At 68.2% G+C, this 23,691-nt stretch carries 25 protein-coding genes, 1 tRNA gene and 1 riboswitch; of the genes, 9 read left to right on the top strand and 17 right to left on the bottom strand.

Annotated features, from left to right (window positions below; translation table 11 throughout):
• Positions 1–8: 8 nt before the first annotated feature.
• From FB560_RS03765 to FB560_RS03775, 3 genes are all read left to right on the top strand, one after another.
• Complete coding sequence (locus FB560_RS03765; protein ID WP_141871130.1) at positions 9–710, top strand: metal-dependent transcriptional regulator; 702 nt, start codon at positions 9–11, stop codon at positions 708–710.
• Positions 711–1,053: 343 nt separating this feature from the next.
• Positions 1,054–1,776 carry a M23 family metallopeptidase gene (locus FB560_RS03770; protein WP_229673287.1) on the top strand — a complete coding sequence of 241 codons (723 nt, stop codon included), beginning with the start codon at positions 1,054–1,056 and terminating at the stop codon, positions 1,774–1,776.
• Positions 1,777–2,109: 333 nt separating this feature from the next.
• Complete coding sequence (locus tag FB560_RS03775; protein ID WP_141871132.1) at positions 2,110–2,607, top strand: HNH endonuclease; 498 nt, start codon at positions 2,110–2,112, stop codon at positions 2,605–2,607.
• 22 nt (positions 2,608–2,629) lie between these two features.
• Here the strand turns inward: FB560_RS03775 and FB560_RS03780 are convergent.
• Both FB560_RS03780 and FB560_RS03785 read right to left on the bottom strand, forming a co-directional pair.
• Positions 2,630–2,703, bottom strand: a tRNA-Arg gene (locus tag FB560_RS03780).
• Between the two features lie 12 nt (positions 2,704–2,715).
• Complete coding sequence (locus FB560_RS03785) at positions 2,716–4,521, bottom strand: 2-isopropylmalate synthase (RefSeq protein ID WP_211349942.1); 1,806 nt, start codon at positions 4,519–4,521, stop codon at positions 2,716–2,718.
• Between the two features lie 164 nt (positions 4,522–4,685).
• Here FB560_RS03785 and FB560_RS03790 point away from each other — a divergent pair, with 164 nt between their 5' ends.
• Positions 4,686–5,354 carry a FadR/GntR family transcriptional regulator gene (locus FB560_RS03790; RefSeq protein ID WP_141871133.1) on the top strand — a complete coding sequence of 223 codons (669 nt, stop codon included), beginning with the start codon at positions 4,686–4,688 and terminating at the stop codon, positions 5,352–5,354.
• Positions 5,351–6,148 carry an ABC transporter ATP-binding protein gene (locus FB560_RS03795; protein WP_141871134.1) on the top strand — a complete coding sequence of 266 codons (798 nt, stop codon included), beginning with the start codon at positions 5,351–5,353 and terminating at the stop codon, positions 6,146–6,148. The genes FB560_RS03790 and FB560_RS03795 overlap by 4 nt, the downstream gene beginning before the upstream one ends.
• A gap of 3 nt (positions 6,149–6,151) precedes the next feature.
• Here FB560_RS03795 and FB560_RS03800 read toward each other — a convergent pair whose 3' ends face one another.
• From FB560_RS03800 to idi, 8 genes are read right to left on the bottom strand one after another with little or no spacing between them, the layout of a single operon-like run.
• Complete coding sequence (locus tag FB560_RS03800; RefSeq protein ID WP_141871135.1) at positions 6,152–8,338, bottom strand: MMPL family transporter; 2,187 nt, start codon at positions 8,336–8,338, stop codon at positions 6,152–6,154.
• Between the two features lie 30 nt (positions 8,339–8,368).
• Complete coding sequence (locus FB560_RS03805; RefSeq protein WP_141871136.1) at positions 8,369–9,259, bottom strand: prenyltransferase; 891 nt, start codon at positions 9,257–9,259, stop codon at positions 8,369–8,371.
• A complete protein-coding gene (locus FB560_RS03810) occupies positions 9,256–9,609 on the bottom strand; it encodes a lycopene cyclase domain-containing protein (protein ID WP_141871137.1) in 354 nt (117 codons plus the stop codon). The genes FB560_RS03805 and FB560_RS03810 overlap by 4 nt, the downstream gene beginning before the upstream one ends.
• Positions 9,606–9,953: a lycopene cyclase domain-containing protein gene (locus tag FB560_RS03815; RefSeq protein WP_141871138.1), complete on the bottom strand. Its 348-nt coding sequence runs from the start codon at positions 9,951–9,953 to the stop codon at positions 9,606–9,608. Before FB560_RS03815 ends, FB560_RS03810 begins: the two co-directional genes overlap by 4 nt.
• Complete coding sequence (gene crtI, locus FB560_RS03820; RefSeq protein WP_141871139.1) at positions 9,953–11,554, bottom strand: phytoene desaturase family protein; 1,602 nt, start codon at positions 11,552–11,554, stop codon at positions 9,953–9,955. Before crtI ends, FB560_RS03815 begins: the two co-directional genes overlap by 1 nt.
• Positions 11,551–12,459, bottom strand: a complete 909-nt coding sequence (locus FB560_RS03825) for a phytoene/squalene synthase family protein (protein ID WP_141871140.1) — start codon at positions 12,457–12,459, stop codon at positions 11,551–11,553. Before FB560_RS03825 ends, crtI begins: the two co-directional genes overlap by 4 nt.
• Positions 12,456–13,529 carry a polyprenyl synthetase family protein gene (locus FB560_RS03830; protein WP_229673285.1) on the bottom strand — a complete coding sequence of 358 codons (1,074 nt, stop codon included), beginning with the start codon at positions 13,527–13,529 and terminating at the stop codon, positions 12,456–12,458. Before FB560_RS03830 ends, FB560_RS03825 begins: the two co-directional genes overlap by 4 nt.
• A gap of 11 nt (positions 13,530–13,540) precedes the next feature.
• Positions 13,541–14,062, bottom strand: a complete 522-nt coding sequence (gene idi / locus FB560_RS03835; RefSeq protein WP_141871142.1) for an isopentenyl-diphosphate Delta-isomerase — start codon at positions 14,060–14,062, stop codon at positions 13,541–13,543.
• Positions 14,063–14,327: 265 nt separating this feature from the next.
• Here idi and FB560_RS03840 point away from each other — a divergent pair, with 265 nt between their 5' ends.
• The gene (locus tag FB560_RS03840) at positions 14,328–14,774 is read left to right on the top strand and encodes a MarR family winged helix-turn-helix transcriptional regulator (protein ID WP_407662542.1); all 447 of its coding nucleotides are present in this window, start codon (positions 14,328–14,330) and stop codon (positions 14,772–14,774) included.
• 34 nt (positions 14,775–14,808) lie between these two features.
• Here the strand turns inward: FB560_RS03840 and FB560_RS03845 are convergent, their stop codons facing one another.
• The 4 genes from FB560_RS03845 to FB560_RS03860 form a co-directional block, all read right to left on the bottom strand.
• Positions 14,809–15,153, bottom strand: coding sequence for a histone-like nucleoid-structuring protein Lsr2 (locus FB560_RS03845; protein ID WP_141871144.1), 345 nt, complete (start codon positions 15,151–15,153; stop codon positions 14,809–14,811).
• A gap of 58 nt (positions 15,154–15,211) precedes the next feature.
• Positions 15,212–15,538: a DMT family transporter gene (locus tag FB560_RS03850; protein WP_141871145.1), complete on the bottom strand. Its 327-nt coding sequence runs from the start codon at positions 15,536–15,538 to the stop codon at positions 15,212–15,214.
• A 10-nt stretch (positions 15,539–15,548) separates the two neighbouring features.
• A riboswitch (guanidine-III (ykkC-III) riboswitch) is annotated at positions 15,549–15,616 on the bottom strand.
• Between the two features lie 46 nt (positions 15,617–15,662).
• Entirely contained in the window at positions 15,663–16,517 is an 855-nt protein-coding gene (locus tag FB560_RS03855; RefSeq protein ID WP_141871146.1) for a LuxR C-terminal-related transcriptional regulator, read from the bottom strand.
• A 195-nt stretch (positions 16,518–16,712) separates the two neighbouring features.
• Positions 16,713–17,225: a methylated-DNA--[protein]-cysteine S-methyltransferase gene (locus FB560_RS03860; RefSeq protein WP_141871147.1), complete on the bottom strand. Its 513-nt coding sequence runs from the start codon at positions 17,223–17,225 to the stop codon at positions 16,713–16,715.
• A gap of 224 nt (positions 17,226–17,449) precedes the next feature.
• On the opposite strand from FB560_RS03860, the gene FB560_RS03865 reads away from it, so the two are divergent.
• On the top strand, positions 17,450–21,133 hold the full coding sequence (locus FB560_RS03865) for an AAA family ATPase (RefSeq protein ID WP_229673283.1): 3,684 nt from the start codon (positions 17,450–17,452) through the stop codon (positions 21,131–21,133).
• Positions 21,126–21,332 (top strand): hypothetical protein, encoded by a 207-nt coding sequence (locus tag FB560_RS03870; protein WP_141871148.1) that lies wholly within the window; start codon positions 21,126–21,128, stop codon positions 21,330–21,332. Before FB560_RS03865 ends, FB560_RS03870 begins: the two co-directional genes overlap by 8 nt.
• 86 nt (positions 21,333–21,418) lie before the next feature.
• Here the strand turns inward: FB560_RS03870 and mscL are convergent, their stop codons facing one another.
• The 3 genes from mscL to FB560_RS03885 are packed head-to-tail and all read right to left on the bottom strand — an operon-like array spanning position 21,419 to position 22,736.
• The gene (gene mscL, locus FB560_RS03875; protein ID WP_141871149.1) at positions 21,419–21,829 is read right to left on the bottom strand and encodes a large conductance mechanosensitive channel protein MscL; all 411 of its coding nucleotides are present in this window, start codon (positions 21,827–21,829) and stop codon (positions 21,419–21,421) included.
• Positions 21,830–21,853: 24 nt separating this feature from the next.
• Positions 21,854–22,126, bottom strand: a complete 273-nt coding sequence (locus FB560_RS03880; RefSeq protein ID WP_141871150.1) for an FmdB family zinc ribbon protein — start codon at positions 22,124–22,126, stop codon at positions 21,854–21,856.
• Between the two features lie 13 nt (positions 22,127–22,139).
• Entirely contained in the window at positions 22,140–22,736 is a 597-nt protein-coding gene (locus tag FB560_RS03885) for a 5-formyltetrahydrofolate cyclo-ligase (RefSeq protein WP_141871151.1), read from the bottom strand.
• A gap of 41 nt (positions 22,737–22,777) precedes the next feature.
• On the opposite strand from FB560_RS03885, the gene galU reads away from it, so the two are divergent.
• Positions 22,778–23,665 (top strand): UTP--glucose-1-phosphate uridylyltransferase GalU, encoded by an 888-nt coding sequence (gene galU / locus FB560_RS03890; RefSeq protein ID WP_141871152.1) that lies wholly within the window; start codon positions 22,778–22,780, stop codon positions 23,663–23,665.
• Positions 23,666–23,691: the final 26 nt, after the last annotated feature.

Raw genomic sequence — 23,691 nt, forward strand, 5'->3', positions numbered from 1 at the left:
GCCTGCACATGACGGATCTGATCGACACCACGGAGATGTACCTCCGCACCATCCTCGAGCTCGAGGAGGAGAACATCGTGCCGCTGCGTGCGCGCATCTCCGAGCGCCTCGGTCACTCGGGCCCGACCGTCTCGCAGACCGTCGGCCGCATGGAACGCGACGGGCTCGTCGTCGTCTCCGAGGACCGCACGCTCGAACTCACGGACTCCGGGCGCCGCAAGGCGGTCAACGTCATGCGCAAGCATCGTCTCGCGGAGCGTCTGCTGTCCGACGTGATCGGACTCGATTGGGCGTTCGTGCACGAAGAGGCCTGCCGCTGGGAGCACGTCATGAGCGAGCAGGTCGAGCGCCGGCTCGTCGAGCTCCTCGGCCACCCCACGGAATCGCCGTACGGCAACCCGATCCCCGGCCTCGACCAGCTCGGCGATCTGCCGGCCCGCACCTTCGACGAGGGCGTGATCGGTCTGGTCCAGAAACTGAATGCCGCCGGCGAGCCGATCGACGGCACCGTGCGTCGTCTGGCCGAGCCCGCGCAGGTCGACCCCGAGCTCCTCGAGCAGTTGCGTGATGCGGGTGTCGTTCCCGGTGCGCACGGCGACTTCCGCTTCAGCGAGGGCTATGTCCTCATCCAGATGGACGGCAAGGAAGACGGGCTGGAACTGCCTGTCGAGCTCGCATCCCACATCTTCCTCGTGGGCGATCCGGCCTGATATTCCGGGGATCCACGCCCCCTCCCCGACGATTGCCAGGTTCACAGGGTGACACGATCGTTATCTTCCGGTAGCCTCGGTCAGGTCGTCAGCGAAGAAGCCCGCTGACGGCGAAACCGCGAAGATTGCCTTTCGGCTCGTCATCTTCACGGCATGAACGCACAAAGTACCCGAGATACATTCGTGCCCCGAGAAGCAGAGTGCCGACGAGCCAGCGCTACCCGAAAGCGCACAGGCGCAGGAGGACTAAGTTTTGGTCGCAGACATCGAACCGCCCGCGAAGAAATCTGAAGATCGAGTACCCGCACGCCGGACAGGCGCGCGAGTCAGCGCTCGAAAGACCGTGAAGCCGCTCCGTTCTGTCGCCATCTTCGGCGCTGTCGGTGCACTCGTCGCCGGCATCGCTCTGCCCGCCTACGCCGCCACCAAGCCGGCTGAGGCCGCCACCACCGTGCAGCAGCTCGCCGCGGTCGATGCGCAGTCCCTCGTCGTCGCCTCGCAGGCCACCGCCGCACCTCTCGCCCGTGGAACGTTCACCGCGACGACGCCGGAGGAGATCGCGAAGAAGAAGGCTGAGGAAGCAGCTGCCGCTCGGGCCGCTGCAGCTGCGAAGTCCTCCGCTGCGGCATCGAACTTCAGCACCGCGGGCTATGCGCTCGTCTCTCCCGGTTCCGGTGAGGTGCGCTACCCGCTCCCCGGCGGCTCCTACAGCCAGGGCCGTACCATCGGCGGCGGACACAACGGCGCCGACATGCTCGCGCCGGCGATGACCCCGATCTACGCGGCGGCTGCGGGCGTCGTCCGTGCCTCTGCGGAGAGCATCGGAGGCTACGGCGTGTGCGTCATGATCGACAGTGTCGTGGGCGGTCAGCGCGTCCAGACCACCTACGGTCACATGACCTACGGCACGCGTCAGGTGCAGGCGGGGCAGACCGTCGCCGCCGGGCAGCTGATCGGTTTCGTCGGCAGCACCGGCCGTTCCACCGCGAACCACCTCCACTTCGAGGTCTGGATCAACGGCGGTCTCGTCGAGCCTTACTCCTGGCTCGCTGCCAACGCCGGCTGAGCCACGTGGCCCACGCCGCCATAGGCGGACGCGGACACGCCCCGAGCGTTCACCGGAAGTTTCGCCCCGCTCTCAGGGGAATGGGTTAGCCTGATCCCGTTGTCGCACAGACGGGAGAGGCTGATGGCGCGAATACCGAACATCCGAACCATGGATGGACTCGGTCGTCACGTCCTTCTGCATCGCCCGCAGGGACTGCACGGTACTGCCGTGTGTGAAAGGCGCTGTCTTTAGACGGCGCCTTTTCTTGTTCCTGCGAACGCTCTGCCATCTGCGCGACCTCGTGATTCGAGAGTGCCGGGAAGCCGTCCCGGCGGATCGAGAGGATTCCGAATGCGCACACTAGTCCTGAATGCCGGATACGAGCCGCTTGCGATCGTGTCGTTCAAGAGAGCCCTCGTGCTCGTGATGAACGACAAAGCGACGGTGATAGAGCGCGTGGAGGACGACCCCGTCTGGGGGAGCCACGGAGTCTACGACCGGCCGGCGGTCATCATCCTGGCCCGATACGTGCGCGTGCCGAACAGCAGACGGGTTCCGGTGACGCGGCGCGGTGTTCTCCGACGAGACAACCATCGCTGCGGATACTGCGGCAAGGCCGCGTCGACGATCGACCACGTGCTGCCGCGTTCCCGCGGCGGGGCGGATTCCTGGGAGAACCTGGTGGCGTGCTGCCTGCGCTGCAACAACGTGAAGAGCGATCGGACTCCGCAGGAGATGCGGTGGGAGCTGCGGTTCACGCCGCGGCCGCCGCACGGCACCGCCTGGACCGTGCGCGGTACCGAGCGCAGCGACCCGCGGTGGGAGCCGTATCTGGAGTTGGCGGCGTAAACAGGCGTCTATCCCCCGGATGTGCCCTCGACAGGATTCGAACCTGCGACCTGCCCTTTAGGAGAGGGCTGCTCTATCCTGCTGAGCTACGGGGGCGTGCGATCCAGTCTAAGCGACGGCGTGGCTCGCAGCGGAGTGCCCGGCGCCGATCACGAGGTCGGCGGCCCGGATCACCGCGTCGAAGCTCGCGTCGATCACGGACCCGGCGCGACCAGCGGTCCAGCGCACACCGGTCTCGTCCCGGTACTCGAGCAGGGTGATCGCATCGCTGGCATTGCCGGCTTCCGCGCTGGTCTGATGCAGCGAGAGGATCTCGACACGGATGCCGGCCGCCAGCAACGCCTGGGTGAGGGCTTCCACCGGCCCGATCCCCGTATGCACCGAGGCGGAGTCCGCTCCGCGCGCACGCAGCCGCACCTCGGTGGATGCCCGGTCGACGCGATAGTCGGTGAGAGAGACCTGGCCGGAGGTCTCGGTGAGGTAGTGCGTGGCGAACAGCTCCCACAGGGCCTGTGCCGAGAGCTCGTCTCCGCTCGCATCGGCCTGCTGCTGCACGTGCCGCGCGAAGTCGATCTGCAGACGCCGGGGGAGCTCGACACCGAACGCGGTCTCCAGCAGGTGGGCGATCCCACCCTTCCCGGACTGCGAGTTCACCCGGATCACGGCGTCGTAGCCCCGCCCGATGTCGGCAGGGTCGATCGGCAGGTACGGGACGCGCCAGTCCAGCTTCTCCGCGTCGATCCCGGTGGCCAGAGCCTGCGCCCGATGTGCGGCGAGCCCCTTGCGGATCGCATCCTGATGCGTCCCGCTGAAGGCGGTGTGCACCAGGTCGCCGACGTAGGGGTGTCGGGGGTGCACCTCGATCCGGTTGCAGTACTCGACCGTGCGGCGGATCTCGTCGATGTCGGAGAAGTCGATCATCGGATCGACACCCTGCGCATGCAGGTTCAGGGCGAGTGTCGCGATGTCGACGTTGCCCGTGCGCTCTCCGTTGCCGAAGATGCAGCCCTCGACGCGCTGTGCGCCCGCGAGCACGGCGAGTTCGGCGCATGCGATCCCGGTGCCGCGGTCGTTGTGCGAGTGCACCGAGAGGATCACACCGTCGCGCCGCGCGAGGTTCCGGTGCATGTACTCGATCTGATCGGCATACACGTTCGGGGTGGCGATCTCGACGGTCGCCGGCAGGTTCAGGATGACGGGACGTGCGGCCGTGGCATCCCACAGGGTCGTGATGCTGTCGCAGAGGTCGAGCACATAGTCGGGCTCGGTCAGGTTGAACACCTCGGGGGAGAACTGGAACCGCACGTTCGGGAGATCTGCGGTGAGCTCGAGCACGTCGCGCCCCGCCGACAGGATGAGGTCCTTGAGCTCGGCGCGGTCGCGCCCGAGCACCAGGTCGCGCCACGTCGGCGCCGTGGCCGTGTAGACGTGGATCACCACGGGGTTGCGGATGCCGCGGACAGAGTCGACCGTCCGTTCGATCAGGTCTCGGCGGGCGGCCGTGAACACGACGATCGTGACGTCGTCGGGGGCGAGAGCGGACTCGGCGATCAGACGCACGAAGTCGAAGTCGGTCTGCGAGGCCGAGGGGTACCCCACCTCGATCTCCTTGTAGCCCATCGCGAGCATCAGCTCGAAGAAGCGTCGCTTGCGCGCGGGGTCCATCGGCTCGGCGAGAGCCTGATTGCCGTCGCGGAGGTCCACCGGCACCCACAGCGGGGCGACGGTGAGCTCGCGCGTGGGCCAGGTGCGCTCGGTGAGCGGAACGTCGACGCGATCACGCACGGCGGCATAGCGGTGCGAGGGCATCTGCGATGAGCGCTGGCGGTTCCACGCGGGTGCGTCGGCAGGCACGGGGCCGTGCGGCGTGGACAGGGTGCGGAAGGGCGACGGAGTGGATGTCGCGGTGTTCATGGTTTTCTCCGAGTGGTCGGCGGGATCCGACCGGCATGCAGACTGCCCACGACGGGGAACCGGTCTGATCAGGCCCCGTCGTGGCGGAGAAGGAGGAGTCGTCCGATGCGCACGACCACAATGTAGCAACTCCTCAGACAAGTTGACAAGTTAGACTGGTGCGCATGGTGCAGATCCAACGAACTCCGCTCGCCGACCAGGCCGCCGAGATCCTCCTCGAACGCGTGCGTGCGGGGGAGTGGACGCTCGGACAGAAGCTCCCTGGGGAGACGACGTTGGCCCCGCAGCTCGGCGTGGGACGGTCCACGGTGCGCGAGGCCATCCGGCAGCTCGCCGGCCGCGGTGTGCTGACCACTCGTCAGGGGTCCGGGGTGTTCGTGGCTGCGCTCGACGTTCCCGAAGACTGGGACGCGGTGCTCCGGCGTGCCGATATCGTGAGCGTGATCGAGGCCAGGATCGCGATCGAGTCCGAGGCGGCAGCACTCGCGGCGGAGCGTCGCACGGCCGTCGATGTGCGCGCGATCCGTCGAGCCCTCGACGCGCGCGCCACGACCGGACCCGGGATCGAGAACCACGTCGACGCCGATACGGCATTCCACCGCACGATCGTCGCCGCGTCGCACAACAGCATCCTGCTCGATCTGTTCGATGCCCTGACTCCACGACTGCGACAGGCGATGATCGAGATGCTCCGCATCCGCACGGATCACGGAGGCCCTGAGGACCATGACAGACACGTGCGTCTGGCGCAGACGGTGATCGACCGCGAGCCGGAGCTGGCCGCCGCGGAGAGCCGTGACCACCTCGGCGCGCTCAAGAAGGCCCTGGCATGAACCGAGACGTCCTGCGGCTCGATGCCGTCACCTTCCGCCGCAGCGGCACCGAGATCCTGCACGGCATCGACCTCACGGTACGCCGGGGTGAACACTGGGCTCTGCTCGGGCCCAACGGTGCGGGCAAGAGCACGATCCTCGGCTTCTGCGGCGCGCAGACGCATCCGACCTCCGGCACCGTCGAGGTCCTCGGCCATCGGCTGGGGCGCGTGGACATGCAGGAGCTCCGCCGACACATCGGGCACGTGAACCCGCGGCATCCGCTCCGCTCCGACCTCTCACCGCTCGAGGTCGCTCTCACCGGTGTCACCGGAACGGTCGAACGTGCGATGCGGTGGCAGCCCACCGACGAGCAGCAGGAGAACGCTCGACGTCTGATCGCATTGGTCGGGCTCGGCGAGGCGGAGGCCGCGCGGTGGCCGACCATGTCCCAGGGCGAGCGAGGGCGCGCACTGATAGCTCGCGCGCTCGTCGCGTCTCCCGCTCTGCTCCTGCTCGACGAACCGACCACGGGGCTCGACGTCGCGGCGCGCGAGCAGCTGCTCGAGACCATCGACGATCTCTCGCGCGCCGACCCCGAGCTCGCCTCCGTGCTGGTGACGCACCACCTCGAGGAGCTCCCCGAGACGACCACGCACGCCCTGGTCATCGCGGGCGGACGGGTGCTCGCGGCGGGACCGGTCGGCGACACGATCACCTCAGAGGTGATCAGCACCGCCTTCCGGCACCCTATCGAGGTGGCGTATCACGACGGCCGGTGGAGCGCGCGTGCGATCAGACGCGCGCTCGTCTGAGTCTCAGTCCTGTCCGCGCCGCCAGAGCTTCGACGGCCACCAGATCGCCTTGCCGATGTCGTAGGTGAGCGCCGGCACCAGCAGCGACCGCACGACGAAGGTGTCGAGCAGCACACCGAACGCCACGATGAAGGCCAGCTGAACGAGGAACAGGATCGGGATCACGGACAGCGCGGCGAAGGTCGCCGCGAGCACGAGGCCGGCCGAGGTGATCACGCCGCCGGTGATCGACAGTCCGCGCAGCACACCCTCCCGCGTGCCGTGCTCGATCGACTCCTCGCGCACGCGCGTCATCAGGAAGATGTTGTAGTCGATGCCGAGGGCCACCAGGAAGACGAATCCGTAGAGCGGTACCGCGGGATCGGCTCCGGGGAAGTCGAAGATGCCGTTGAAGACCAGTGCCGAGACGCCCAAGGCGGTGCCGAACGAGAGCACGGTCGTCAGGATCAGCAGCACCGGAGCCAGGATCGAGCGCAGCAGCAGCATGAGGATGAGCATGATCACGACCAGGATCAGCGGGATGATCAGGTTCCGGTCGTGGATCGACGCATCGTTCGTGTCGATCGCCGTCGCGGTGACGCCACCGACGAGGGCGTCGACATCATCGAGCTGCGTGCGCAGGTCGCGCACGGTGGCCGCCGCGGCGTCCGAATCGGCCGCATCCGTCAGCGTGCCCTGCAACAGCACGTCGCCGTCGACCACGGTCGGTTCCGGCGCGGGGGTGCCGGGAGCGCCCACGGCGGTGATGCCGTCAGCCGTCACCGGAGCGCTGCCGCTCGGCGAGTCTGATGCGGTGACCGCGACTCCGTCGACCCCGTCACTCGCCAGCAGCACGTCGGCCGCCGCCTGCAGGGAGTCCTCGGGCACGATGACGTACACGGGGCTGCCGGATCCCCCGGGGAAGTGCTCGCCCAGCGCGACCTGTCCATCGCGGGCCTCGGAGGCGCCGAGTACCAGGTCGGACTGCGGTACTCCGACCGCGTTGAGCTGCGTGAGGCCTGCGGCCCCGGCGAGCAGCACGAGCGTGGTCACGATCCAGATGACCCGCGGCCGCTTCTTGATGAGCCCGGCCAGTCGCGCCCAGAGCCCGGTGGTGCGCATGCCGTGCTCGGCTGCGACGACCTCGGGCTCGAACTTCGGTCGGCGCGGCCAGAACACGGCACGGCCGAAGAGCAGCAGCAGGGCCGGCAGCAACGTGAGCGCCGCGAGCATCGCGAACACGATGCCGATCGCCGCGACCGGTCCGAGCGTGCTGTTCGACTTCAGGTCGCTCAGGAGCAGGCAGAGGAGCCCGGCGATCACGGTGCCGCCCGAGGCCACGATCGGCTCGAAGGAGCCCTTCCACGCCGCGAGCACGGCCGTGCCCTTGTCCTGCGCCACGCGAAGCTCCTCGCGGAAGCGCGCCACGAACAGCAGCGCGTAGTCGGTGGCCGCGCCGATGACGAGGATGAACAGGATGCCCTGCGTCTGTCCGCTCAACAGCAGCACCTCGAACTTGGCCAGCCACCAGACCACCAGCAGAGCGACGCACAGCGCGAACAGGCTGGTCGACAGCACCACCAACGGCAGCAGGAACGACCGGTAGACCAGCACCAGGATCACCAGCACCGCCAGGAGGGCGACGCCCAGCAGGAGTCCGTCGATGCCGGAGAATCCGGCGACGAGATCGGCGCTGAAGCCGGCGGGTCCCGTGATGTAGACGGTCACCCCGTCGGGCACGGCCTCGCGCAGCTGGGTGCCGAGCGCCTCGGTGGCATCCGCGAGCTCGGCGTCGCTCTCGATCGGGATGAAGGCCTGCACCGCTTTGCCGTCGTCGGAGGGCAGGGCGGGGGAGACGTCCGTGCTCACTCCTTCGACAGAGGGCGCGTCGGCGACGGCGTCCGAGATCGTCTCGAGCTCGGCATCCGTCAGCTTCTGCTCGGACGTGAAGAGCGCGATCGCCGGGATGGCCTCGCTGTCGTTGAACTCGCCGAGCAGCTTCTGCACCTGGGTCGCGTCGGACGACGACGGGAGGTAGCTGGTCTGGTCGTTCGACGACACCTCGTCGACCTTGCCGAACAGCGGCCCTCCCAGCGACGCGCCCACCAGCCAGACGAGGATCAGCGCGACGGGGATGAAGACACGGACCCAGGAGTGGCGGCGCGAGCGTTCGCGGGGCGTCGGAGTGGGCGCCTGAGCGGGGCGGGACATCGGTTTCCTTCCGGAGGGTGGTTCGCGGGGTCAGGAGACCCAGGCGAGGATCAGGATCATGGTCGCGAGGAAGCCCGCGATGTAGTTCAGGGCGATGAAGCGTCGCCACGACCGGTTGGTCGCCGCGGAGCCCTCGTCGGTCACGTTCCACCAGGGCAGCGCGTTGACGATGTACGGGACTGCGAGTACGGCGGCGAGCGGAGCGGGCCAGGGGGTCAGGAGCATGCTCGCGCCCGCCACGGTCCAGAGCACGACAGACAGTCGCACGGTCGCACGGGCCCCGATCACGGTGGCGATCGAGCCGATGCCGGCCTCCCGATCCGGGCCCACATCCTGCACGGCGCCGAACGCGTGTGCCGCCATCCCCCAGAGGAAGAAGGCGATCAGGACGACCACGGTGCCCGTCGTCACGGGGGCGCCGGTCAGGGCGAGACCGACGATCGCGGGGCTGACGAAATGCGTGCTCGAGGTGATCGAATCGAGGAACGGACGCTCCTTGAACCGCAGCCCGGGGGCCGAATAGGCGATGACCGCGAAGACGCTCACGGCGAGCCAGATCCAGGAGGCCGGGTTGCCGACGACCACCAGATAGAGCAGGAAGGGCACATTCGTCAGGGCTGCGGCCCAGAGCGTCGCGCGATGGATGCGGGGGGCCAGTAGAGCGCCCTCGATGCCGCCCTTGCGCGGATTCGCGAGATCCGAGGCGTAGTCGAAGACATCGTTGATCCCGTACATGGCCAGGTTGTACGGGATGAGGAAGTACAGGGTGCCGATGACGAGGGTGGCGTCGATCTCCCGCGTGCTGAGCAGATAGGCGGCCGCGAAGGGGAAGGCGGTGTTGATCCAGCTGATCGGTCGAGAGGAGAGCACGATCTGGGCGATGTCGCGCCCGAGCGATGGCCTCCCCGTCACGGCGCTCACGTGTCGTCCTCCGTCGCATCCGTTGGGGTATGCCTGCGTGCGCTGCGGCGGGCCCGCAATGCCGCCCACAGGCTCGGCAGCAGCAGTGCGCCGGCAAGGGGGTAGGCGAAGTCCTCGATCGGGGCGAGACCGATGTGGATGTCGAGCAGGTGCTGACCCGAGTAATGGAACAGCCCGGTGCCGATCATGATCGTGTCGAACACGGCCGTCAGGATGAACAGCACCACGACGGTGAGCGCGATCGCACCGAGATGAGGGCCCGACCCGCGGCGCCGCGCGAGCAGCGACAGCACCAGCGCGGTCACGACGGCCGCGGCGAGGAAGCAGGCGGCGAGCTGGATGTACGTCATCCCCGCACCTCCTCGGTGCGACGCCGGGCACGCAGTCGGCTGAGGATGCGCACGGCACCGGTGTAGATCACCATCGTGCACACCACGAGGAACAGCAGGAAGACGGGTTCCTCGATCGGCAGCTCCGGCGCGAGCAGGATTCCTGTGGCGATCGTCGCATCGCCGCGGAAGAAGATCCCCCCGGCGATGCCTGCGACGTCCCACACCAGGAAGAACGCGAGGCCGACGACGGTCACGACCATCGCCGCGACCGTGTCGCGCCAGAAGAACAGGCGGAAGCGCCAGTCCAGCAGCAGCATGCATCCGAGCGAGACGAGCAGCGTCGTCAGGTACAGCGCGCCCATCAGTCCGTCTCCGCGCGGACGGTGTCGCGGACCGGCACGGGGAGCGGGCCGCCGGAGTGATCACCGCGGATGCGCTTCAGCACGATCTCGGCGCTGATGAGGCACATCGGCACACCGACGCCCGGAGCCGTGGTGCCGCCGGCGTAGAACAGGCCGCGGACCCGCTTCGACGCGTTCTGCGCGCGGAACATCGCGCTCTGCGAGAGGATGTGCGCCGGACCCAGCATCCCTCCGCGCCACGAATGGTAGTCGTCACGGAAGTCGGCTGGACCTTTCGTCTCCCTGACGACGATGCGCTCGCGCAGATCCGGGATGTCCGCCCAGCGCGCGACGAGGTCGATGGCCGCGTCGGCTGCGCGCTCGATCGCCGGCGACCCGCTACCGTCTGCTCCGCCGTGGCCGAGGTCGACATCGGCGGGGATCGGCACCAGGACGAACAGGTTCTCGTGGTCGGCGGGGGCCACATCGGGGTCGGTCGCGCTCGGTCGGCAGACGTAGGTCGAGGCGGGCGTCGGGATCACGGGGTCGCGCCCGAAGATCGCATCGAAGTTCGCATCCCAGTCGTCGGTGAAGAACAGCGAGTGATGCGGGAGCTGCGGCAGTGAGCCGCGCACACCGAGCATCACGAGCAGCCCGCCGGGACCGCTGGTGCGTCGCCCCCACCAGGACTCCGGATAGCTCTGCAGGGATGCCGGCAGCAGCGCGGTCTCGGTGTGGTGCAGGTCGGCGGCGGAGACCACGATGTCGGCCTGCTCGACCCGGTCGGTGCCGCTCCCGTCGCGCCACCCGACGCCGGTGACTTGCGTGCCGCTCCGGTCGTCCTGCGTGCGGATGCCGGTGACCTCCGCGCCCGTGACGATCTGCACACCGGCCGCGCGGGCGAGATCCTCGATCCGCTCGACCACCCGCCAGAAGCCGCCCTGGGGGTAGCTGACGCCCTGGTCGAGGTCGAGAGCGCTCATGAGGTGGTACATCGCGGGAGCGCTGCGCGGGTCGGTGCCGAGGAACACCGCGGGATAGCCGAGGATCTGTCGGATCACGGGATTCCGGAAGCGGCGGGCGGCGAACGCCTGGAGCCGCGTGCCGAGCAGTGTGAACAGACGGGGGAGCGCGCGCAGCACCTCGGGCGCGAGCAGAGAGCGGAGACGGGTGAAGGGGTTGTAGAGGAAATACCTCTCCGCCATCGTGCTGGCCTCGTGTGCGGAGTCCAGATACGTCGCCAGCGCGGGTGCCGAGCCTGGTTCGATCGAGTCGAAGAGCCGGCTCACCTCTTCGCGCCCGGCTGGCACGGTCACCGACGAGGCCGAATCGGTCGACGATCCCGGCTGCCGGAACACCCGGTATCCGGGATCGAGCAGGGTCAGATCGAGCTGTTCCTCCGCACTGGTGCCCATCATGGCGAAGAAGTGGTCGAACACCTCCGGCATCAGGTACCAGGAGGGGCCGGAGTCGAAACGGAATCCGTCGCGCTCGATGGTGCCGGCTCGGCCGCCGACGCGGTCGTTCTTCTCGAGGACCGTGACATCATGCCCGTCGCGGGCGAGGAGGCCGGCCACGGCGAGCCCGGCGACGCCGGCGCCGATCACCACGACGCGGCTCATCGGTCCCTCTCCAGGGCGGTCACCAGCACGGCGCGCGCGGCGAGCACGGCTTTGAGGGGATCAGGCACGCGCACCCTCTTGCGGTACAGCACGTCGACCGGCGTCTTCGCCACGCGCCGCGTCAACGCCGCGAACAGGGCATGCGCGCTGCGGACGGCCGCGCGGGAGTCCTTGGGCAGCAGAGGGATCGCGATGCGCGCATCATCGAGCTGTTGCACGACCGTCGCCACCCACGCATCACGGTCGGCCTCCGTGAGGCGCTCGCCGCCACCCAGGTAGCCGCGGTGCAGCCGGTCCGTGTCGTCGGCGAGATCGCGCAGGAAGTTCACGTTCTGGAAGGCGGCGCCGAGCTGGCGCGCCCCGCGCTCGATGATCTGCTCCTCGGCAGGGGTGCGCGAGGCGCCGCGCAGGAACACGCGCGTGCACATGAGACCGACGACCTCGGCCGAGCCGTACACATAGCGGGCGTGAGCATCGCCGTCGTAGGCGGTGAATCCGGCGTCGCTCGCGATGTCGGCGCGCATCGAGTCGAAGAAGGGCTGGGTCAGGTCCTCGCCGATGCCGCACTCCCGCGCTGTGCGGGCGAAGGCGTGCAGGATCAGATCGCTGCTGTAGCCCGTGCGCATCGATCGGTGCGTCTCGGCGACATACGAGGTGAGGGCATCGCTCTGGGCCGCCGCGTCGAGACCGGCCTCGGCTGCGACGCCGTCGACGATCTCGTCGGCGATGCGCACCATCGCATAGATGTTGCGGACATGCTGGCGGTGACGAGGTCCGAGTAGGCGGGTCGCGAGCCCGAACGAGGTGGAGTAGTTGCGGATGACGTCCGTCGTCGCGATCTCAGCGGTGCGGCTGAACCGGTCCAGAGCACCGTCGCCGGCGGGACTCGCAGGGCTCCCCGTCATGCCCGTCGGCTCTCGATACGCGAGGCGAGGGCGAGGATGGTGCGCCCCGCAGCCGGCGAGATCGTGCCGGCGGTCTCGGCCTCTGCGAGCACGGTCGACACCGCGCCCAGCTGCTCCTCGACCAGGCTGCGGGCGAATCCCTCCGCCCCGCACTCCCGGAGACGGTCGCGGATGTCGGTGCATTGCCGGGTGCTCAGCTCCGGCGCGCCGAAGTGCAGTTCGATGCTCGGCCAGTGGCCCGTCATCCGGGCGTAGGCGATGATCGCGGTCTCCTTGCCTTCGCGCAGATCGGAGAACGCGTCCTTGCCGTGCTCCTCCGCGTCGCCGAACACCGACAACAGGTCGTCCTGCAACTGGTAGGCGAGGCCCAGGTGGCGACCGATCGCCGTGAGCTGCTCTTCCGCCGATGCGGAGGCACCGGCCAGCACGGCCGCAGCGCGCAGAGGGAGCACGAACGAGTAGGTCGCCGTCTTGTAGGCGCTCATCGACAGGATGGTGCGGAGGTCCGGCGGGATGATGCCGTCGCTCAGGCCGATGTCGGTGTGCTCTCCGGCGACCGTCTCGAGGATGGTCTGCTCCATGAGGGCGAGCAGACGGTCCCGGGTGTCGACGGCGACGTCGGCGCGGGCGAATCCCAGGACGGCGGAAGCCAGCAGGAGGTCGCCCATGAGGATCGCGCTGGATCGCGCCCAGTGGAGTTCCGCGTCGTCGGGGTCATCGGATCGGCGTTCCGCAAGAGAGCCGATCAGGTTCGGTCGGCGCCGTCGGATCAGGTCGCCGTCGATCACGTCGTCGTGCAGCAGGAAGGCGTAGTGGAGGAGCTCGACGTTCGCCGCGATATCCACTGCGCAGGCGGCTTCCTCGTGCGTCAGACCAGCGGCGGAGAGAGCCAGGCGGAAGTCGAGGAGGAGCCGGGGGCGGATCAGTTTGCCGCCGAGAGCGTGTTCCGCCGCGGCTCTCCACAGTGCGGCGAACTCGGGTCCGTACGCCTCGGCGGCCGTACTGCGCTCGGTGAAACGGAGGCGGAGCGCCTCTTCGATGCGGGTGCCGAGATCTTCCTCAGTCGCCATCGCGGCCATGGTCAGACCTCGCCGATCTGGCGCAGCTGCGGCAACTGCTCGCGGATCCACGGGCTGAAGGCGAAAGGAGCTCGTTCGACGGCGTCCACCAGGTCTGAGGGCTCGATCCAGGCCCACTCGGCGACCTCGTCGGGGTTCACAGAGAGGTCGCCCTCGATGACGGCGACGTGCACAGGGCAGATCTCGTTCTCGACGATCCCGCTCGCATCGACGGCACGGTAGCGGAAAGAGGGCAGGACGAGGCGGATGTCGGAGAGCCGCACACCGAGCTCTTCGTACGCGCGGCGGGCGACGGCGGCGGCCATGTCCTCGCCGGGGCGGGGGTGACCGCAGAAGCTGTTGGTCCAGACGCCCGGCCAGGTCTGCTTGCTCAGGGCGCGTCGCGTCACCAGGATGCGGCCGCGATCGTCACGGATGTGGCAGGAAAACGCGAGGTGTAGAGGTGTGTCCGAGGTGTGCACTTCGCGCTTCGGGAGCACGCCGACCGCGGTCCCGTCTTCGGCGAGGAGGGTCACATCGTCCATGGCATCCTCTCGGCGATTTGGCTAACTAAGTGAGTTATCAACTTAGCATGAAGCCCGTCATGTGTAACATGATCGCATGGAGAACGAGTCCCGCACCACCCTCGCTCCGGGTGCGTCGGGAGAGGCGGCACTGAGCGCGAACGTTCCTGGCCCTGACGGTCTGAGTCATTCGGCCATCTATGACGTCGATGCGAGCGACCCCCGAAGCGCGCTGATCGACCGCAGCGGCGTCCCTCCGGAGGATCTGCGGCAGATCGCGCGGCTCATGGGAGCGATCGGCGAATTGCGCGAAGCCGAGCAGCGGCTCTCCTTGGCTTCGCGCCGCTACATGCAGCTCAACGAGACGGATATGCGCGCGCTGCACTACCTGATCGTCTGTGCGAATCGCGACGTGATCGCGACGCCGGGAGGAATCGCCCAGCATCTGGGCATATCGACGGCGGCGACGACCAAACTCCTCGATCGTCTCGAGAAGAGTGCGCATATTCATCGCGCCCCGCATCCGACGGATCGGCGGGCGCTGGCGATCACGATATCCGCGGAGACGCGCCATGCGGCGATGGAGACGGTCGGGCGACAGCAGGCGAAGCGATTTTATGCGGCAGCTCGTCTGACCCCGGAGGAGCGTGAAGTCGTCATCAGATTCCTCACGGATATGACGAGCGAGATCACGCTTCGGGACGAGCCCTGGGCAAAGGAAGCAAAGGAATAGGCGCCTCCGGAGAAGCGCCTATTCCTCGACTTCGTCAGTGGGCTGCGTTGTAGGCCTCGACGATCGGTGCGGGAATGCGCCCGCGCTCCGAAAGCGTGTAGCCGTTCTCATTGGCCCAGGTGCGGATGGCCGCGACCTCGGGGTTCCGTCCCGGACGCTTGCGCGGAGCGGCGGAACGCACGGCGCCGCCGGATCCTGCTCGACGTCCTGCGGAGATGTACGGTTCGAACGCTGCACGCAATTCCTCTGCGTGGGTGCTGCTCACATCGATCTCGTACGAGGTGCCGTTCAGAGAGAAATGAACGGTCTCGCCTTCGCCGACTTCCAGAACGCTGCCGTCGATATCGTCGACCAGCTGGTGCACAATTCTTCTCGCCATGGAGATCACGATACTCGCGTGGAATAACCACGACAACAGGAATTGCAGACCGAGTGCATTATTCGTGACCGGTGTCGATGAGCTTGAGGCCCACAATGCAGCCGACAAGACCCATCAGCAGCAGAATGCGCAGCCAGGAGATCTCCGTGTCGCCGGTGATCATCGCCCAGATCACGGTGAGCGACGCGCCGATTCCCACCCATACCGCGTAAGCGGTTCCTGTGGAGATATCGCGCATCGCGAATGCGAGGCCGAACATCGAGATCGCCAGAGCGACGAAGAATGTCACGCTCGGCCAGAGCTTGGTGAGTCCGTCGGACTTGCCCAGTGCGGTCGCCCACACGGCCTCGAGAACTCCGGATGCGATCAAAACGATCCACGACATGATGGTCCTTTCGGACCAGTCTTTGCGCTTTCCGGGTACTGGCCTGCCTCGTCCGGAGCCGGTGTTCGCCGACTGGGTCCCATGGTAGCGAACAGTACTGGGCAGGGCCTGTGCAGCCCGGAGGTCAGGGGAGCAGGCCGGCTCGGCGAGCCTTCGCCACGGCGGAGTGACGGGTGGAAGCGTCGAGCTTCGACATCGCGGTGCCGAGATAGGCCTTGACCGTGCCCTCGCGCAATCCCAGTCGGCTGGCGATCTCCGCGTTCGTCGACCCCAGCGCGGCGCACGCGAGCACGTCGATCTCACGGGGGGAGAGCCGGACGGTGGGCACCGGGCCCGTCGCGACCGGCACCGCGTCGCCGGCGAGTATGGCGAGCCGGCGCTCGACGCGGGCGATCCGACTGCGCAGGGAATCGTCGTCGATCGACGCGGCGATGCTGCGGAGTTCGGCGAAGCTCTCGCGCAGTTGCTCACGTTGGGGCGGGGCGACGGTGTCGTCGGCCGTCCGCGCCCGAAGTCGTTGCTCGACCTCGTCGCGGATGCGCAATTCATCGGCGACGGACTGGGCGACCTGCATCGCCGGTGCCGTCGTGATCCCGCCGACCGGCTCTTCATCCCAGGTGCCGGCGTACAGCACGCCGCGGGATCGACCTCGCACCACGATGGGGAGGGCGAGGAGCGTGCGAAGGCCTTCACCGAGCACGAACATGTCGTAGTCGTGCGTGATCTGCTGCGAGGAACCGTAGTCGCTCGTCATCCGCGGTCGGAGCTCCATCATCGCGCGACCTCCGAGGCCTCGCTCGGGACGGACGCGCAGGCCGTCGAGACTGCGGGTGCGGTTGCCCACGATGCTCGTGACGCTCACCACGCCCTCTTCGATCAGTCCGCCGAATGCCACCGGAAAGCGGGTGCGTCGGGCCAGCTCGCTCACCGCGTTGGCGACGAGCTCGGTCTCGGATTCCCACGTCACCGGTGAGCTCATGATCTTCCTACCTCGGGAGACAGCGCCGTGCCCCATTTCGTAGCGTCGACCCTACCACCGGGGGAGTGGAGGGGCCCGGCATCGGGGGAGCGGAGGGGCCCGGCATCGGGGGAGCGGAGGGGCACGGTGCCGAACGGGCAGCGGGACCCCGGCGGCCTACTCGTCGGGACCCCGCTCATCCGCGATGCCGCGGTCTCAGCGCTGCTCGAGATCGAGCAGGAAGCGCTTCCTCTCGGGGTGCGCGCCGTAGTGCCCGGGCGAGCCGTCGGATCGCACCACTCGATGCACCGGCACGATGATCGAGAAGGGGGTGAGCCGGCAGGCCGTGCCGACCGCTCGTGCCGCTCCCGGATGTCCGGCGAGCACGGCGACCTCGCCGTAGCTCAGCGTCTCGCCCCATTCGATCGCGGCGATCGTCTGCAGTGCGGTCAGTGAGAACCCGTGGGCGAGGCGCCAGTCGAGCTCCACCTGGTCGGCGAAGCGGACGGGTTCGCCGTCGAAGTAGGCGTCGAGGAGTCGCGACAGCTCGTCGGCAGCGCCCGGGTCGGGTTCGGGGACAGCGCCGAGCTCACGAGCGACACCCTCCAGCAGCCAGGGGACGGAAGGGTCTTCTGATTCGGAGAGATCGAACCTCACGATGCCCTGATCGGAGAACACCGCGAGAGCATCGCCGAACGGCGTCGGCGCGAAGTCGTAGCGGAAGGTCATGCCTCCATAGTGTCCGCTCGCACTGACCCTGGACGCCCGGCCCTCCCCGATGCAGCGCGCTCCGGGGACAAGTGCTTCTCCTCCGGCGACGTGCAGGAGGAGTGCTCGGGCCCGTTCAGAGGCAGAAATCCGGTGAAACCCGCCAGGGATACCGGACGCCGGGCCCTGACACGCCTAGGGTGTGAATTGTGTGGCGACGTGATGACAAGTCTGCGGATGACGCAGTGGCGGAGGCCGCAGTGACTCTCGGCGAGCTCCACGAGTCCGCGACCGGCGTCGATGTCGCACACGCCGCAGAGGCCGAGCGCACCAGATTGCGGGCCGAAGCGGCGGATCTCGGGGGCGCGTCGCCCCTGGTCAGCTTCCGTGATGGTCCCGAATCCGGGATCGACATCTCGAAAGCGCATCCCGGCAGTCTTCCCCAGTTCATCACCGGACGATCGACGCTGCTGTCCAACCTGTTCCGTGATGAGGTGGGCCTGCGGACTGCGCGACTGGCGGCCGAACGCATCACCGCCAAGAACACCGAGCTACGCACCGTCCGAGGGATCGAAGCGGTCCATCTGGCCGTGGGCGTCGCGCACTGGCGCATCGGCGGCGTCGGGTTCTCCGCTCCGGTGCTGCTGCGCCCGCTGGCCATCCGACGGCACCACTCCGATTTCGAGCTCAAGCTGCAGGGCGTGTTCGAGGTGAACCCGGAGCTCGTGCGCATCGCACGGGAGCACTTCGGGATCTCCATCGACGCTGCCGCGCTCGCCGCCCTCGCGTACGACGGCGGCATCTTCAAGCCGCAGCCGGTGATCGACAATCTGCGCGCGACGGCGCGCTCGATCGACACCTTCTCGGTCGAACCGCGTCTGGTCGTCTCCACGTTCGCCGACGTGAGCGGCGCGATGGTCCGCGACGGCCGGAATCTCGACCATGTGATGCTGAACGCGCTCGCCGGCCACGTCGGGGATCGCGAACAGGTTGCGGCACCGCGCGCGACGCCGCACCACACCGGCCCCGATGACCGCGCGCCTGCATCCGACAACCTCCTGCTCGACGCGGATGCCGAGCAGGAAGCGGTGCTCGCGCGCATCGCTGCCGGTCATTCCCTGACGGTGGCGACGCTTCCCGGCACCGGCGGCACCCAGACCGTGATCAACGCCCTGGGGGAGTTGGTGCGCGCCGGTCGCCGCGTGCTCGTGGTCTCCGCACGGCGCTCCACCCTCGACGGCGTGCGGCATCGTCTCGCCGGGATCGGTCTCGACAGCCTCGCGATCTCGCCGGCGAGCGTACGTCGCGACCTCGTGCGTGCGATCGGACGCAATGAGAAGGCGGTCGCGCCGAAGGTCGGCGAGGTCGACGACGCGCTCGTCCGCCTGCGCACGGTGCTGCGCGACTACCGGCAGGCGCTCACCGCGCCCGTCGGCGGCACCGGAGCCTCTGTGCTCGATGCCACCCGACACCTGACCCGTCTCGCATCCCTGCCCGTGCCTCCGTCGACGACGGCGCGTCTCGGTACCGATGCGCTGCACCGGCTGGCCGAAGATCGGTCGGCTGCCGCTTCCGCGCTCGCGCAGGCTGCTCGACTCGGCGAGTTCCGGTTCGGACCGGATGACTCGCCCTGGTACGGCGTCACGTTCTCGAGCACGGAGGCGGCGCGCGCCGCACACGAGCTGGCCGCGCGACTGCACACCAACAGCATCCCCACGCTCCTGGAGCGCGGCTATGAGCTGATCGCGCAGACGCGCATGCGCCCCTTCGCCACGATCGATGAGCTCGGCGAGTACCTCGTGCTGCTGCAGGGCATTCGCGATTCGCTCGACCGCTTCAGCCCCACGGTGTTCGAGCGGCCGCTCGGCGAACTCATCCAGGCGCACGGGTCGCGCCGCGATGCGCCGGGTCTGTCCGGAGCGAACCGTCGTCGGCTGCGTCGTCTGGCGAAGGAGTACGTGCGTCCCGGCGTGCATGTCACCGAGATGCATGAGGCGCTGCTGCGCATCCAGGCGCAGCGCACGCAGTGGCAGCGCTTCGTGGAAGCAGGAGTGGCGCCCGAGGTGCCCCTCGGTCTCGCGGATGTGTCGGCAGCGTGGCAGCGCGCCCACGCCGAACTCGCGGAGCTCGATGCCGCGCTCGGTCGCCGTGAGCCGCTCGCGTCGCTGCCGGTCGCCCGACTGGTGCGCACGCTCGCGGGGCTCGCCGCCAAGTCCGATGTCTTCGACAACCTGGTCGAGCGCGCGCAGCTGCGCGACCGCCTGGCGCTGTGGGGTCTCGAGCCGCTGCTCGCCGAACTCTCGGTGCGCCATGTCTCCGAGGGCCAGGTCGGCGAGGAACTCGAATTCGCCTGGTGGCAGTCGCTCCTCGAGCGCGCATTGCAGGACAACCGTGCCCTGCTGGGGGCCAACACCGCCGTGGTCGATCGCCTCGAGCGGGACTTCCGTCTGGTCGACGAAGCGCACGCGGCCATGGCCGGACCTCTGCTCGCCTGGCAGCTCGCGAGTCAGTGGAAGATCGCGATCGTCGACGAGCCGCAGCAGTCCCAGCACCTTCGTCGTGCTCTGACGCAGCCCGGTTCCAGCACGGCCGAGATCGTCAGCGCCGCCCCGAGCCTGGTCGACGTGCTCGCCCCGGTCTGGATCTCCTCGCCCTACCGCGTGCCGGAGATCCCGGAGTCGGTCGAGTTCGACACCGTGCTCCTGGTCGACGCCGCGGCCATCAACCTCGCCGAGGCCGCGCCGGCCATCCGCCGCGCACGTCAGATCGTGGCGTTCGGCGATCCGGTGACGCAGCGTCCGACGCCGTTCCACATCGCCGTCGATCCGGGTGATGACTGGGAGTCCGAGGTTCCCTTCGATGACGTCTCGGTGTTCGAGCGCCTCTCGGAGCTGCTGCCGGTGATGACGCTCACGCGCAGCTATCGCGCCGGCGGCGAGGACCTCGCCGAGCTGATCAACGATGCCTTCTACGGAGGCGAGATCGTCTCGCTGCCCTGGGCCGGTTCGTATCTCGGTCGCGGCAGCCTCACGGTCGACTACGTCGAGGGCGGCACCGGCGCACCCGATCCGATCTCCGGTGCGGTCGAGAGCCCGGATGCCGAGGTCGCTCGTGTGGTCACGCTCGTCGTCGAGCATGCCGTGCACCGTCCGACCGAATCGCTCATGGTGGTCACCGCCAGCACGCGGCACGCCGAGCGCGTGCGCGCTGCGGTCACGTCGGCGTTCGCCGGGCGATCCGATGTCGCCGACTTCGTGGGCCGAGACACCGCCGAGCCGTTCTCGGTGCTGACGCTGGAGGAATCGGTCGCGGAGAGCCGGGACCGCGTGATCTTCTCGCTCGGCTTCGGCCTCACCAAGCACGGCCGCGTGCTGAGCGACTTCGGCGACCTCTCCACGCCGGACGGCGAGCGTCTGCTCACGGTCGGCATGACGAGGGCCCGGCGCTCGATGGTCATCGTGTCATCCATCCGGCCCTCCTCGTTCGATGACGGACGCCTCGAGCACGGTGCGGCCACTCTGATGTCGATCCTCGGCGGACTCGCCGCCCGCGGTCGTGATGCGCGCCTGGAAGATCTGGCCGACCCGCTGACCCTCGCGCTCGCGAGAGAACTGCGGCGTCTCGGCGCCTCGGTCGACGTCGACTACCGCGGACGCCTTCCGCTGGTCGCGCAGCATCAGGGCAAGGCCGTGGTGATCGAGTCCGATCCCGAGTCCCGGGGAGAGTCGCTGCGTGAGACCCTGCGTCTCCGCCCGCACGTGCTCCGTCGCCTGGGATGGCACTACGTGCGTGTGCACGCCTTCGATCTCTACAGCGACCCGGTGACAGCAGCGACGCGGATCGCCGCGGTGCTCGGCATCTCCGATTCGGCGCCGCGGGCCGACAACGACACGCAGCCGATCGATGTCGTCGATCCTGACAATGGCTGAGCAGCCTGAACCTGCAGCACCGCAGCAGCGCGTCGTGCGGGTGCCCGGTTCTCGGCGCGCGCGCCTGACACCCGTTCCCGGTACCGACCCGGATCCGGAGTCGGGGCCGGCGGTCGTGGAGAAGACCACGCGGACTGTACGCGGACCGAAGGGCCCCAACGACGATCAGCTGATGCAGGACGTCCCGCCGCACTACTGACGCGCGCGGATGAGGGCAGTCCGGAACGCAAGAAGCGCACGACCCCGATCGGGAGGCATGCGCTTCTCGTGCGAGCAGACGTGTGGTCAGCTGCGCTGGTTCTTGGCGAGCAGGTCGCGGATCTCGAGCAGGAGCTCGGCCTCGGTGGCTGCGGCGGGCTCCTCGGCGGGGGTGCCCTTCTTGGCGGCGACGCGCGCCTTGTAGTGGTTCATCGGCACGACGAACACGAAGTAGACCACGAGAGCGACAGCGAGGAAGCTGATGATGGCCGAGATCAGGTCACCGATCGGGAAAGTGACCGTGTCGCCGTAGAGGGTCGGGATCTGCGGCCCGAAACTGCCCGCGGCATCCGCTTTGAAGAACACCGCGACGAGCGGGTTGATGATGCTGGCCACGACGGCGTTCACGATCGTGGTGAACGCGCCGCCGATGACCACGGCGACCGCCAGATCGATGACATTGCCGCGAAGGATGAACTCCTTGAAACCTTTGAGCATGGGGACCCCCAACAGATCGGGACCTCAGGAAGAGGTGGAACTCGATGCAGCCGCCGGTTTGGCGCTCGTCGTCGACTCCGACTTCGATGATGCCGAAGCATCCTTCGATCCGCCAGTCTTGGCGCGCGAGTCGGTGCGATAGAAGCCGGATCCGTTGAAGGTCACCCCGATCGAGCCGTACTGCTTGCGCAGGGTGCCGCCGCACTCGGGGCAGACCGAGAGCGCATCATCCGAGAAGCTCTGCACGGCGTCGAACTGGTGTCCGCACGAGGTGCAGGCATAGGCGTAGGTGGGCATTTCGTCCTCAGGTTCAGCGTCGCGATGGCGACAGGATCAGGGTCCGCGACGGGGTGACGACGCCGTTCACCGGCTGGTCGTGCACCTCCCGGGGCAGGGAGTCGAGTATCTCGGAATCATAGATGACGGCGTAGACAGGAGGGCACTTCTCCATGGAACCGATGGTCTTGTCGAAGTATCCGCGGCCCCAGCCCATCCTCATCCCGGACCGATCGACCGCTGCCGCGGGGACGATCATCAGGTCGACGTCGTTCACGGCGATGGGGCCGAGTACTTCACCGGTGGGCTCGGGGAGGCCGTGCAGCCCTTCGGTCGTCTCGTCGTCGTCGTTCGCGACGGCCCAGTCCAGCAGGCCGTCGGCACGCGTGATGGGAAGCAGCACGCGGATGCCGCGGCGCACGGCCCTGGTCACGAACTCTCGCGTGCCCGGTTCGGTCAGGGTGGAGAGGAAGCAGGAGATGGATCGGGCGTCGAGCTCATCGACGAGGGCGTCCAGGCGTTCGCCGATCGCCGTCGCTGCTGATTCGCGCTGTGCGTCGGAGAGCAGCCCTCGGCGTTCGCGCAGTTCGGCGCGGAGTGCGCGTTTGGCATGCTCGACGTCGTTCGACATGCCTCCGAGTCTACGGTGGTGACCACCACTAGGCTGAGGGGATGGGTACGCAGAAGATCAAGGCCGTCATTCCTGCAGCGGGTCTGGGGACACGATTCCTGCCGGCGACCAAGGCGATGCCGAAGGAGATGCTCCCGGTCGTCGACAAGCCGGCCATCCAGTACGTGGTCGAAGAGGCCGCGGATGCGGGCATCGACGACATCCTCGTCATCATCGGCCGCAACAAGAACGCGATCTCCAACCACTTCGACTCGGTGCCCGAGCTCGAGGTGAAGCTGATGGAGAAGGGCGACACGGGTCGCCTCGAGCGCGTCATGAAGTCGAGCGACATCGCCGACATCCACTTCGTCCGTCAGGGAGAGCCCAAGGGACTCGGTCACGCCGTGCTGCGCGCACGCGCGCACGTCGGCGACACCTCCTTCGCCGTGCTCCTCGGTGACGACCTGATCGATGAGCGCGACCCGCTGCTGACGCACATGATCGCCGAGCACGAGCGCAGTGGCGCGGCCGTGATCGCCCTCATGGAGGTCGATCCCGCCAACATCCACATGTACGGCGCCGCCGCCGTCGAGCCGATCGAGGGCTCGGAGTCCGTCCGCGTGACCGCGCTCGTCGAGAAGCCCGCAACGGAGGACGCCCCCTCGAACCTCGCCGTCATCGGGCGCTACGTGCTCCCGCCGTCGGTGTTCGAGATCCTCGAGCGCACGGAGCCCGGCAAGGGTGGCGAGATCCAGCTCACGGATGCGCTCCAGGAGATGGCGGCGGATCCTGACGGCCCCGGTGTCGTGGGCGTGATCTTCCGCGGACGTCGCTACGACACGGGCGACCGCGTGGACTACATCAAGGCGATCGTGCAGCTGGCCTCCGACCGTGAGGACCTCGGGCCCGAGTTGCGGCCGTGGTTGAAGGAGTTCGCGGAACGCCTGTAGGCGACTCTGCGGGCGTCGGGGCGCGC

Source organism: Microbacterium saperdae, from assembly GCF_006716345.1.
Lineage (GTDB): Bacteria > Actinomycetota > Actinomycetes > Actinomycetales > Microbacteriaceae > Microbacterium > Microbacterium saperdae.

What these genes read in the sequence shown, in the direction of transcription:
- FB560_RS03775 (WP_141871132.1), top strand. Translation starts at nt 2,110, where the DNA reads ATGCGCACACTAGTCCTGAATGCCGGATACGAGCCGCTTGCGATCGTG.
- FB560_RS03815 (WP_141871138.1), bottom strand. Translation starts at nt 9,953, where the DNA reads ATGGGCGCGCTGTACCTGACGACGCTGCTCGTCTCGCTCGGATGCATG.
- mscL (WP_141871149.1), bottom strand. Translation starts at nt 21,829, where the DNA reads ATGCTCAAAGGTTTCAAGGAGTTCATCCTTCGCGGCAATGTCATCGAT.
- FB560_RS03850 (WP_141871145.1), bottom strand. Translation starts at nt 15,538, where the DNA reads ATGTCGTGGATCGTTTTGATCGCATCCGGAGTTCTCGAGGCCGTGTGG.
- FB560_RS03845 (WP_141871144.1), bottom strand. Translation starts at nt 15,153, where the DNA reads ATGGCGAGAAGAATTGTGCACCAGCTGGTCGACGATATCGACGGCAGC.
- FB560_RS03860 (WP_141871147.1), bottom strand. Translation starts at nt 17,225, where the DNA reads ATGACCTTCCGCTACGACTTCGCGCCGACGCCGTTCGGCGATGCTCTC.
- FB560_RS03855 (WP_141871146.1), bottom strand. Translation starts at nt 16,517, where the DNA reads ATGAGCTCACCGGTGACGTGGGAATCCGAGACCGAGCTCGTCGCCAAC.
- FB560_RS03795 (WP_141871134.1), top strand. Translation starts at nt 5,351, where the DNA reads ATGAACCGAGACGTCCTGCGGCTCGATGCCGTCACCTTCCGCCGCAGC.
- FB560_RS03785 (WP_211349942.1), bottom strand. Translation starts at nt 4,521, where the DNA reads ATGAACACCGCGACATCCACTCCGTCGCCCTTCCGCACCCTGTCCACG.
- FB560_RS03765 (WP_141871130.1), top strand. Translation starts at nt 9, where the DNA reads ATGACGGATCTGATCGACACCACGGAGATGTACCTCCGCACCATCCTC.
- FB560_RS03840 (WP_407662542.1), top strand. Translation starts at nt 14,328, where the DNA reads ATGGGAGCGATCGGCGAATTGCGCGAAGCCGAGCAGCGGCTCTCCTTG.
- FB560_RS03810 (WP_141871137.1), bottom strand. Translation starts at nt 9,609, where the DNA reads ATGACGTACATCCAGCTCGCCGCCTGCTTCCTCGCCGCGGCCGTCGTG.
- FB560_RS03825 (WP_141871140.1), bottom strand. Translation starts at nt 12,459, where the DNA reads ATGACGGGGAGCCCTGCGAGTCCCGCCGGCGACGGTGCTCTGGACCGG.
- FB560_RS03790 (WP_141871133.1), top strand. Translation starts at nt 4,686, where the DNA reads ATGGTGCAGATCCAACGAACTCCGCTCGCCGACCAGGCCGCCGAGATC.
- FB560_RS03800 (WP_141871135.1), bottom strand. Translation starts at nt 8,338, where the DNA reads ATGTCCCGCCCCGCTCAGGCGCCCACTCCGACGCCCCGCGAACGCTCG.
- FB560_RS03830 (WP_229673285.1), bottom strand. Translation starts at nt 13,529, where the DNA reads ATGGCGACTGAGGAAGATCTCGGCACCCGCATCGAAGAGGCGCTCCGC.
- idi (WP_141871142.1), bottom strand. Translation starts at nt 14,062, where the DNA reads ATGGACGATGTGACCCTCCTCGCCGAAGACGGGACCGCGGTCGGCGTG.
- galU (WP_141871152.1), top strand. Translation starts at nt 22,778, where the DNA reads ATGGGTACGCAGAAGATCAAGGCCGTCATTCCTGCAGCGGGTCTGGGG.
- FB560_RS03880 (WP_141871150.1), bottom strand. Translation starts at nt 22,126, where the DNA reads ATGCCCACCTACGCCTATGCCTGCACCTCGTGCGGACACCAGTTCGAC.
- crtI (WP_141871139.1), bottom strand. Translation starts at nt 11,554, where the DNA reads ATGAGCCGCGTCGTGGTGATCGGCGCCGGCGTCGCCGGGCTCGCCGTG.
- FB560_RS03885 (WP_141871151.1), bottom strand. Translation starts at nt 22,736, where the DNA reads ATGTCGAACGACGTCGAGCATGCCAAACGCGCACTCCGCGCCGAACTG.
- FB560_RS03870 (WP_141871148.1), top strand. Translation starts at nt 21,126, where the DNA reads ATGGCTGAGCAGCCTGAACCTGCAGCACCGCAGCAGCGCGTCGTGCGG.